We start from the raw sequence: 8,747 nt of genomic DNA, 5'->3' as shown, positions 1-8,747 counted from the left end.
GGGTGATGACCGACACATCACTCGTCAGTTCATTGGTTCGGGTAGCTTGTCGAGTCGCCGTGACGCAATCGGGTCGAGTTGCGTGTCTGCGGCATGCAAGGCCGTCGAGACCAGTGCGGCAACAGTTGCGGTGAAAGTGGCGGCACCGGCTGCCCGCCGTGTATTGGGATGCATGATGAAATTCCCCCTCTTGCCGACCAGCGTCCCCGCAAGTCGGCGGACCAATAATGCGGAAGGGCACGAGGGAAAGGCAGGCATGCGAGCCGAGCGTTGCGTGTCCGCTTCCCCGCGACACTTCCGTCCTGTGGTGTGCGAAGGCCGGTATCCGGGCTCGCGAGTCTTGACCTGCCGCCTTCCCAGGCTTTTGCCCAGTGGCATTTCGACAGGCCCACACTCGCTTACCGTTGCGGGGGCAGCACAGGCATTCTGTTGCGCATCGAGCGTTGCGCGAAATCCACCTGTTTCCCGTTTAACCGCTGCGGCGAATCCGCGTGGCGGCACCTTGCACGATCTCTTCCGCCGTTCGAGGTCAGCGAAAAAAACGGATTATAGCCTGCCCGCAGGGCAGGCGATCGACGATTGCAGCGGAAAACAGCGGCCGCATCACAAACAAGGTGCAGAAGCGGCCCTTACGCCTTGACCGAGCATGCTTTTTGAATCTATAGTCTGCTCCATGCTGAATGAACTCAACGCGCTCGAAATCAAGATTGCTCAAGTGGTTGCACTGTGCCGCACATTGCGAACCGAGAATGACGTGCTGCGCGAGCAACTCGCGTCGGTAGAAACCGACAAGGAACGCCTCACCGAACGTATGGCGGCTGCCTGCGCGCGGCTTGAACAGCTTGCCCAGCAACTGCCCGAAGCCAAGACCTGAAAACTCTGATCTGATGCCCAACGAAGCCAATTATCTCGACATCGTCCTGCTTGGCAAGGAATACCGTGTCGCCTGCCCAAGCGATCAACACGCTGCGCTACTCCAGGCGGCAGACTATGTTGACGGGAAAATGCGCGATATCGCCGGAAAAACCAAGAGCAATCTTCCCGAGCGCATTGCCGTCATGACTGCGCTCAACATCGCTCACGAGCACCTCGGCCGAAATCAGGAATTTCCGGAGCAGCATCAGAAAATTGAATCTGAAATAGAGCTGGACATGAGCGCGCTTAGGGGTAGAATCTTCGCCATGGAGGCAGAGCTTGATCTGGTGCTGAAGTCGGATTAGGGTTGTTTGTCATTCCGGCCTCCAAGAGAGTTCCCTGCGGTGTTGTCAGGTCATAGATTCCTTGAACCAATGCTAAATGGCATTGGTCGCAGACCATAGAAACCGCTGTTGTGTGCGCCCCTTGTCGGACGTGCCTGATGCGGAAGGGAAGTGACCTATCTGAACCGAGGTTCAGGATGCCGGCCTGATGGCATCCGCAGGGACAAAAGCGCGGAACCTCTGGTTTCGCGCTTTTTTGTGTCCCGCTTGTGCCCGTTTCTGGCGAAACGTCGGTTCCTGAGGTACCGTCGAGTATGCAACGCGCCGCTATCACCCCTTCGCGGGAAGGCAGTCCGCTTCCGCCTGCGAGTGATTGGCATAGGTCGGCCAGTCGGGAACGTACTCGTCAGCCTGGCTGCCCCAGGTGCTCCAGCCCTCTCGCGAGCCGCGGGCAAACATCTCCAGGAAGGGACCGGGCGAGCAGGACTCGATCAACGCATAGGCTTCGTCCGGCTTGCGGGAATGTTCCCGCTTGCGGCTCTTGATGATGTTGACCTGGCGGCGGCCGGGGGCCAGCGTGCGCGCGTCCTTCCCCCGGACGCCGAACAGGATCAGCTCGGTCGTATTGCGAAAATAGAAACCGACGCCGCGCCCGTCCGGGCCGCCATCCGCGCGGATCTTGTGCCACACAAGGTTGCTCTTGTATGCGAAGCCCCAGGCGGCGAGGACGCGCAGGCCTTCCGGCAGCAGGGCGTTCGGCACCCACAGGTAGAGGTGTGCGGTGCTTTCGACGATCTCGGCCACGGGCAGCGCCAGAATGTCGTCCAGCGTCATCGTTGAGTAGCGGTTCAGGCGCTTGTGCTCCGGTGCCATCTTGCCGGTCCGGTTCTGAAACTGCCATGGCGGATCGGCGAGAACGGTGCGAAACTTCCGCTCCCCGACGCGCTGCAGCAGGTCGGCAGCCGCCGGAAAATGATTCGTCATCGGTTTCCTTCTTCAATGGGAAAGGGCTTGGGGACTTTGCACACCCAGGTCGGGCAGTCACACTGAAAGTACCCTGCAGGTCGTCGCAGTGCGTGATGATACCCGTACTGGAAACAGCAGGCGATGGCCATGAAACGGCATATCGGGATACCATCGGGGAATTTGCGAAGGGCAGCAGATGCTCAGGCGTGAGCTTGCATACTTCTTCGGCGCGCTGCGCTTTTTCACGCGCCTGCCGGTTCCGGCCTGGGTAGGGCACAGCAGCGAGGCACTCGACCGATCGACGCGGTATTTTCCGGCAGTGGGGCTGCTGATCGGCGCAATCGCCGCGCTGGTTTTCATCCTGACTTCTTTCGTCTGGCCGACGACGCTGGCGGTGCTGGCGGCAATGGCCAGTTCGCTCTATCTGACCGGGGCGTTTCACGAAGACGGCTGGAGCGACATGGTCGACGGTTTCGGCGGCGGCTGGGAGAAGGCACAGATCCTGACCATCATGAAGGACTCGCGAATCGGCAGCTTCGGCGCGATCGCGCTGGTGATGCTGCTGCTCGCGCGCTTCTGCGCCTTGATCGAGTTCGACTGGCTGACAATTCCCCTGGCCCTGCTGGCCGGCCACACCGTTTCCCGTTTCGCTGCGACGACGCTGTTGCGCGGCCTCGACTATGTGCGCGACGAGGGGAAAGCGAAGCCGCTGGCCACCCGCATCGGCTGGGGCGAACTCGGCTTTGCCGGGCTCACCGCCGTGCTGCCGCTGCTGTTTCTGCCACCGCTGGAGGCTCTGCTCGGCTGCGTATCTGCCGCCCTGGCAACGCTGTGGCTGGCGCGCATGTTCCGGCGGCAGATCGGTGGCTATACCGGCGACTGCCTCGGCGCTACCCAGCAATGCTCGGAACTTGCCTTTTACTGCGGGCTGTTGTGCAGCTTTTCCTGATCCGCCACCCACGACCACGGCTTGCCGTCGGTGTCTGCTACGGCCAACTCGATGTCGAAGCAGAGAACCCGCAGCCGATCGCCGAGCGTCTGCGTGCGCTGTTGCCCGCAGCGACGCCGGTCATTGCCAGCCCGTTGCGGCGTGCGCGCTGCCTGGCCGAGGCCTTGCATCCGCAACCGCTGTTCGATGAACGCCTGCTGGAGATCGACTTTGGCGAATGGGAAGGCGTCGCCTGGGAGCAGATCGATCGCCAGCTGCTCGACGCCTGGGCTGCTGATCTGCTGCACTTCGTCGCGCCGGGCGGCGAATCGGCGGCGATGCTGCAGGCGCGAGTGCTTGACTGCGTCGACAGTCTGCGTGGCAGCCGCGTCGCCCTCGTCACCCACGCCGGTGTCATCCGCGCCCTGCTCGGTCACTGGCTGCAGTTGCCGATTGCCGAGTGGAGCCGGCTGGATCTCGATTTCGGGAGCATCACGCTGCTCGAAATCGATACCAGCGGGAAGGATTTGCAGCGAGCAGAGCAAGTCCAGCCGTGTGCGCCCGGCATTCTGCATTACCGCAACCGTTGACTCGCTTTCGATACCGTACCCGAGGCAGGTCAAACACTCCATCAACTGGCAAGATGCAGGAAGTACAAAGCGCGCTGAACCGGAATGCTGGAACCCGAGCAGCCGGTGGCGCACGCCAAGGTCGTCGGAGCTACCGTTCGGCCTTGGGCCAGAGGATCATCTGCGTGCAACGGAACAGAGCCAGCTTGCGTCCGCTGGCCTCATCGGTGACCACCGCATCCCAGACCTGCGTGTTGCGTCCGAGGTGTTGGGCAGTCGCCGTACAGGCGACACTACCTTCCCTGACGGTGCCGAGATGGTTGCTCTTGAGCTCGATGGTCGTAAAGGACTGTGCTCCTTCCGGAAGGTGCGCGATGGTCGCATAACCGCAGCTCGTGTCGGCCAGCGCGACGACGCTGGCTGCGTGCAGGAAATCGTTGGGTGCGACGTGCAGTTTCCGGATCGGCATCCGGCTGCTGAGCGTATTCGGCTCCAGCTTCAGAATCACGATGCCAAGGTAGCCCGGCAGGTAGTCGCTGCCTTGCTGATTGAGGAGTTCGATGGTGATGTTGCTGCGCAGTAAGCTCATGGTCGGCGATCCGGAGTGGTGAAGAGGACGTTTTTCGGAGCACATCTCAGGCCGGCGCAAGAGCCCTGCTTACAGGTGCTTCGCGGATCGGCAGGTTGATGAGTGCAGCGGCGGCGGCCAGCGCCATGTCGGCGTACCACATCCAGCCGAAGTCGCCGAAGCGGACGATGACCAGTCCGCCCAGCCAGGCGCCGAGGAAGCCGCCGATCTGGTGCGAAAGCAGGGTCATACCGAACAGCGTGGCCAGGTAGCGAACTCCGAACAGCTTGCCGACGATGGCCGCCGTCGGAGGAACGGTTGCCAGCCAGGTGAAACCGAGACCGGCAGCGAAGACGTAGAAAGTCAGCGCCGTGCGCGGCGCCATCAGGTAAGCGGCGACGAGCACGGCGCGCGAGCCGTACATGATGGCCAGCACGTACTTGCTGCGATAGCGGGAGACGCAGGCACCCGCGTAGAGGCTGCCCAGGATGTTGGCCAGGCCAATGATCGCCAGCGACCAACTGGCGACCTCGGGAGGCAGCCCGCACAGATTGACCTCACCAGGCAGGTGGGTGACCAGAAAGGCGATGTGGAAGCCGCAGGTGAAAAAGCCGGCATGCAGCAGCAGGTAGCTGCGGTCGCCGAAGGCCTCGCGCAAGGCCGCCCACAAACCCTTGTCGGTGCGTTCGACAGTACGGGCTGGCGCGGCCGGCAGCGGGCCGGCGACCCGCCGCACCAGTGGCAGCGCCGCCAGGGTCAGCACTGCCAGGAGCCACATCGCACCCATCCAGCCGAGCGCCTGGATCGCCTTCTGGAGGATCGGAGCAAAGACGAACTGCCCAAAGGAACCGCCGGCATTGATCACTCCCGACGCCGTGCCGCGCACTTCCAGCGGCAGGCGCTGCGCAGCGGCGCCGATCAGCACGGAAAAGCTCCCGGCACCGGAACCCACCGCCGCCAGCAGGCCGAGCGACACCACCAGGCCAAACCCCGAAGTGGCGTATGGTGTGATCGCGCAACCCGCCGCCAGCGTGACGATCCCGCCCATGAGTACGGCGCGTGGACCGAAGCGATCAGCCAGGGCGCCGGCCACCGGCTGAATTGCGCCCCAGGTGAATTGGCCAATGGCGAGCGCCAGGCTGATGGTGGCAATTCCCAGTCCGCTCGTGTGGTTGATCGGCGAGATGAGCAGGCCGAAGGACTGTCGCGTTCCCATCGTCACCATCAGGATGCCGGCCGCGGCCAGGGTGATGGTCATGACGCCGGGACGGTTGAGTGAGCGCAGCATGGCAGTGGCCTCTGGTAAATTGGTCGGAGCACTATCGGCTCTGGGTCAAGCGAACTATATTTGGAAACTGCATCGGCAAGCAGAGCTTGCCGACCTCCGTGGGCATCTGAGCAGTGCCTGTGAAGTATCACTACTGGTGCATGCGCATCAGTATACTTTTTCCGAACAGGCTCTCTACCAGGTCCACCGCCAGTTCCGCAGTCATGTTTCGCCGATCAAGCGCCGGGTTGAGTTCGACGATATCGAGCGAGCACAACCGTCCGGTATCAGCGATCATTTCCATGCATAGCTGCGCCTCACGATACGTCGGACCACCTCGCACCGTGGTCCCCACCCCGGGCGCGATCTCTGGATCCAGAAAATCAAGGTCGAGGCTGACATGCAGGTGCGTCTCCGGACAGATCCCGGCCAGGGCCTGCTCCATGGTTGCGCGCATTCCGACTTCGTCGACGTAGCGCATGTCGAAGACTTCGATGCCGATCTCGGCCAGGAAGCGCTTTTCCCCTGCGTCGACACAGCGAATGCCGATCTGGCGAATCTGGTGTGGCAATATCGCCGGTACAGTGCCGCCAATCCGGGTCAATTCCGCAGGGCCATGACCGCACAGGCAAGCCACCGGCATGCCATGGATGTTGCCGCTGGGCGTCAGCGTGGCGGTATTGAAATCGGCGTGCGCGTCGAACCATAATATCTGGAGCTTCTTTCCCGTCTTCCGGCAATGACACGCGATGGCGCTGATCGAACCGATGGCAAGACAGTGGTCTCCGCCCAGGATGATCGGCAAGCGCCCTTCCTCCAGTTCCACATGCACCGCAGCGTGCAGGCTACGGTTCCACGCCACGACTTCAGGCATGTGGCGGAAACCGTTGATCGCGGGCAGTTCGGGATTGCTCGGGCCGCTCAGATTGCCACAGTCCCTGACCTCGGCACCAAACCGGGCGATCGCCTTGACAATGCCGGCGACCCGCAACGCCTCCGGCCCCATTCTGGCACCACACCTTCCAGCACCCACGTCGGTAGGAACGCCGATGATGCTCACTAACGGTGTGGTCATCGAAGTGGCTGAACTCTGTTCATATTGGATGGCCGGATTATACTGCCAGCGTCATCACCTCCGGCAGAGCGATGACCCGGTTCGAACCCGACGGCGCAGCCAGGACATCTGTGGCCGGCCGGGTCGCCGGTGATGCGCTGTGTAGCCACCTCACTGCAGTGGGCACCGAGCCAGGAGAGCGCGAGCAGCGCCGTCGCATTGCGGCCTTTCAGGAGCATTGGCCGGGGCGGTGAGATTGCCGAATCTTGATCCATATCATGTCTGCCGATGTGGCTCCTGCCGTAATCTCGACCTATTGATCTACAGCTAGGGACGGGTTTCATGAACAAGCAGAGTCAAGGGCTGGCGGTGCTGATCGTCAGCACGCTGGCATTTACCGTGTGTTTCATGGTGTGGATGATGTTTGGCGTGATCGGCATCCCGATCAAAACCACGCTCGGCCTCAACGCCACCGAGTTCGGCTTGCTGACGGCGACCCCGGTACTGACCGGCTCGCTGATTCGCGTTCCCCTGGGCATGTGGACCGACAAATTCGGTGGTCGCATCGTGCTGTTCGCCCTGATGATGCTGTGTGTCGTGCCGATCTTCCTGATCTCCTACGCGACAGAGTACTGGCACTTCCTGGTATTAGGCTTGTTCGTGGGCATGGCTGGCGGCTCCTTCTCGGTCGGGACGCCGTATGTGGCGCGCTGGTTCAGCAGGGAACGGCAGGGGTTTGCCATGGGCATCTACGGTGCCGGCAATTCGGGTGCCGCGGTCAACAAATTCGTCGCCCCGGCGCTGATCATTGCCTTTGGCTGGACAGCCGTTCCCCAGGTCTATGCGGGAATCATGCTCGGCACGGCTCTCCTCTTCTGGTCTCTGAGTCATTCCGATCCGGCGCATCTGGTCGATTCGAAGATCACCTGGCGTGAGCAATTGCTGGCGCTCAAGGATCCCAAGGTCTGGAAGCTCTGCCAGTACTATTCGATCGTTTTTGGCGGTTACGTCGCGATGAGCCTGTGGATGGTCCAGTACTACGTCGGCGAATTCGGCTTGAGCATCCAGACCGCGGCCTTGCTGGCGGCCTGTTTTTCGCTGCCCGGTGGCGTGCTGCGCGCCGTCGGCGGCTGGTTTTCTGATCGTCTCGGAGCACATGCCGTGACCTGGTGGGTATTGTGGCTGAGCTGGATCTGCCTGTTCCTGCTGAGTTACCCGCAAACAGACTTCACGATCATGACGGTCAACGGCCCCAGGTCGTTTCACATCGGGCTGAACGTCTACCTCTTTACCGCACTGGTGTTCGTTCTGGGCATCGCCTGGGCCTTCGGCAAAGCGTCGGTGTTCAAGTACATCTCCGATGAGTACCCCACCAACATCGGCGTCATTTCCGGCATCGTCGGACTGGCCGGTGGCCTCGGTGGCTTCGTGCTGCCGATCATGTTCGGCGCGCTGATGGACCTGACCGGCATTCGCTCCAGTGCATTCATGTTGATGTACGGCGTGGTCTGGGTTTCGCTGATCTGGATGTACTACACCGAGGTGCGCGGCACTCGCCTGATGGGCGCCAGCAGCATCCCAGCCCCGTAAGACTGCACACGCCACACCTCTTTACATCGGAGCCCTTATGCAAAGCACCAACCCTGCCGCGCCCGTGCGCACGAGTTCGGCTGACGTCATCGACTGGCGACCCGAGGACGATACCTTCTGGGAGAGCACCGGCAAGAAGATCGCCTACCGCAACCTCTGGATTTCGGTGCCGGCACTGCTCTGTGGCTTTGCGGTCTGGGGGCTTCCCACTTAAGCCGGGACAATCTCTAACTTCAATGGGTTATGCACAACCCGGTGGCGGGACTTCCTCGGTAAGGGAAGTTCCCCCATCTGGTTGAGCAGCCAATCGAAAAGATCAGGGAAAGAGGTGCTAAACAGACGTTCGGCTGCGATAGTGCCGTCACTACGTCTCACCCCATAGTTGTGGATAACCGTTAGCGCAGCCAGGCGGCATTTCGTCAGACCTCGCCCGTTATGATACAACTGGGACAAGCGGCCATTGCGCCCTTCGACGGCGGAGGAGCTGCGATGGAACTGTCGCACCATCCATTCCCCCCCATTCTAGCCAGCGCTGCAACTCACTCTCGGAGAATCCCGAATGGAACGGGTCTGCTTTCCAGGCCTCTAATGCTCGCTGCCAACGCC

Annotated in this window: 11 protein-coding genes, 1 pseudogene and 1 riboswitch; of the genes and pseudogenes, 6 read left to right on the top strand and 6 right to left on the bottom strand. The window is 61.7% G+C overall.

The features are described 5' to 3' along the window. Window positions 1-24 precede the first annotated feature (24 nt). A complete protein-coding gene (locus E4Q08_RS16305; protein ID WP_169071156.1) occupies window positions 25-174 on the bottom strand; it encodes a hypothetical protein in 150 nt (49 codons plus the stop codon). Window positions 175-299: 125 nt separating this feature from the next. After that, a riboswitch (cobalamin riboswitch) is annotated at window positions 300-520 on the bottom strand. Window positions 521-673: 153 nt separating this feature from the next. On the opposite strand from E4Q08_RS16305, the gene E4Q08_RS16300 reads away from it, so the two are divergent. Both E4Q08_RS16300 and E4Q08_RS16295 read left to right on the top strand, forming a co-directional pair. After that, window positions 674-874, top strand: coding sequence for a hypothetical protein (locus tag E4Q08_RS16300; RefSeq protein ID WP_034909251.1), 201 nt, complete (start codon window positions 674-676; stop codon window positions 872-874). A 13-nt stretch (window positions 875-887) separates the two neighbouring features. After that, entirely contained in the window at window positions 888-1,220 is a 333-nt protein-coding gene (locus E4Q08_RS16295; protein ID WP_169071155.1) for a cell division protein ZapA, read from the top strand. Window positions 1,221-1,529: 309 nt separating this feature from the next. Here the strand turns inward: E4Q08_RS16295 and E4Q08_RS16290 are convergent, their stop codons facing one another. Continuing rightward, a complete protein-coding gene (locus tag E4Q08_RS16290; RefSeq protein ID WP_034913037.1) occupies window positions 1,530-2,183 on the bottom strand; it encodes an MT-A70 family methyltransferase in 654 nt (217 codons plus the stop codon). Between the two features lie 178 nt (window positions 2,184-2,361). On the opposite strand from E4Q08_RS16290, the gene E4Q08_RS16285 reads away from it, so the two are divergent. Together E4Q08_RS16285 and cobC are read left to right on the top strand one after the other, a co-directional pair. Then, window positions 2,362-3,114, top strand: a complete 753-nt coding sequence (locus E4Q08_RS16285; RefSeq protein WP_169071154.1) for an adenosylcobinamide-GDP ribazoletransferase — start codon at window positions 2,362-2,364, stop codon at window positions 3,112-3,114. After that, on the top strand, window positions 3,099-3,683 hold the full coding sequence (gene cobC / locus E4Q08_RS16280; RefSeq protein ID WP_169071153.1) for an alpha-ribazole phosphatase family protein: 585 nt from the start codon (window positions 3,099-3,101) through the stop codon (window positions 3,681-3,683). Before E4Q08_RS16285 ends, cobC begins: the two co-directional genes overlap by 16 nt. A 130-nt stretch (window positions 3,684-3,813) precedes the next feature. Here the strand turns inward: cobC and E4Q08_RS16275 are convergent, their stop codons facing one another. From E4Q08_RS16275 to rocF, 3 genes are all read right to left on the bottom strand, one after another. Further along, window positions 3,814-4,251, bottom strand: a complete 438-nt coding sequence (locus tag E4Q08_RS16275; protein ID WP_169071152.1) for a PaaI family thioesterase — start codon at window positions 4,249-4,251, stop codon at window positions 3,814-3,816. Between the two features lie 46 nt (window positions 4,252-4,297). Next, window positions 4,298-5,518, bottom strand: a complete 1,221-nt coding sequence (locus tag E4Q08_RS16270) for an MFS transporter (RefSeq protein ID WP_169071151.1) — start codon at window positions 5,516-5,518, stop codon at window positions 4,298-4,300. Between the two features lie 130 nt (window positions 5,519-5,648). Next, on the bottom strand, window positions 5,649-6,572 hold the full coding sequence (rocF, locus tag E4Q08_RS16265; protein ID WP_034910502.1) for an arginase: 924 nt from the start codon (window positions 6,570-6,572) through the stop codon (window positions 5,649-5,651). 321 nt (window positions 6,573-6,893) lie between these two features. Between rocF and E4Q08_RS16260 the strand changes: the two genes are divergently transcribed. Both E4Q08_RS16260 and E4Q08_RS16255 read left to right on the top strand, forming a co-directional pair. Beyond that, window positions 6,894-8,141 (top strand): MFS transporter, encoded by a 1,248-nt coding sequence (locus E4Q08_RS16260; RefSeq protein WP_034910503.1) that lies wholly within the window; start codon window positions 6,894-6,896, stop codon window positions 8,139-8,141. Window positions 8,142-8,178: 37 nt separating this feature from the next. Beyond that, window positions 8,179-8,346: pseudogene (locus E4Q08_RS16255) on the top strand (MFS transporter); the annotation flags it as partial. 5 nt (window positions 8,347-8,351) lie between these two features. On the opposite strand, the gene E4Q08_RS24950 reads toward E4Q08_RS16255, so the two are convergent. Next, the gene (locus tag E4Q08_RS24950) at window positions 8,352-8,648 is read right to left on the bottom strand and encodes a DUF6399 domain-containing protein (RefSeq protein ID WP_211203408.1); all 297 of its coding nucleotides are present in this window, start codon (window positions 8,646-8,648) and stop codon (window positions 8,352-8,354) included. Between the last annotated feature and the right edge of the window lie 99 nt (window positions 8,649-8,747).

Origin of the sequence: Candidatus Accumulibacter contiguus (assembly GCF_012940005.1) — a bacterium.
Classification (GTDB): Bacteria; Pseudomonadota; Gammaproteobacteria; order Burkholderiales; family Rhodocyclaceae; genus Accumulibacter; species Accumulibacter contiguus.
Note: the sequence above shows the minus strand (reverse complement) of the source record. Positions and strands in the feature narration are given on the sequence as shown.

Coding starts and splice junctions, on each gene's coding strand:
- E4Q08_RS16305 (WP_169071156.1), bottom strand. CDS start 174: ATGCATCCCAATACACGGCGGGCAGCCGGTGCCGCCACTTTCACCGCA.
- E4Q08_RS16300 (WP_034909251.1), top strand. CDS start 674: ATGCTGAATGAACTCAACGCGCTCGAAATCAAGATTGCTCAAGTGGTT.
- E4Q08_RS16295 (WP_169071155.1), top strand. CDS start 888: ATGCCCAACGAAGCCAATTATCTCGACATCGTCCTGCTTGGCAAGGAA.
- E4Q08_RS16290 (WP_034913037.1), bottom strand. CDS start 2,183: ATGACGAATCATTTTCCGGCGGCTGCCGACCTGCTGCAGCGCGTCGGG.
- E4Q08_RS16285 (WP_169071154.1), top strand. CDS start 2,362: ATGCTCAGGCGTGAGCTTGCATACTTCTTCGGCGCGCTGCGCTTTTTC.
- E4Q08_RS16275 (WP_169071152.1), bottom strand. CDS start 4,251: ATGAGCTTACTGCGCAGCAACATCACCATCGAACTCCTCAATCAGCAA.
- E4Q08_RS16270 (WP_169071151.1), bottom strand. CDS start 5,518: ATGCTGCGCTCACTCAACCGTCCCGGCGTCATGACCATCACCCTGGCC.
- rocF (WP_034910502.1), bottom strand. CDS start 6,572: ATGACCACACCGTTAGTGAGCATCATCGGCGTTCCTACCGACGTGGGT.
- E4Q08_RS16260 (WP_034910503.1), top strand. CDS start 6,894: ATGAACAAGCAGAGTCAAGGGCTGGCGGTGCTGATCGTCAGCACGCTG.
- E4Q08_RS24950 (WP_211203408.1), bottom strand. CDS start 8,648: ATGGTGCGACAGTTCCATCGCAGCTCCTCCGCCGTCGAAGGGCGCAAT.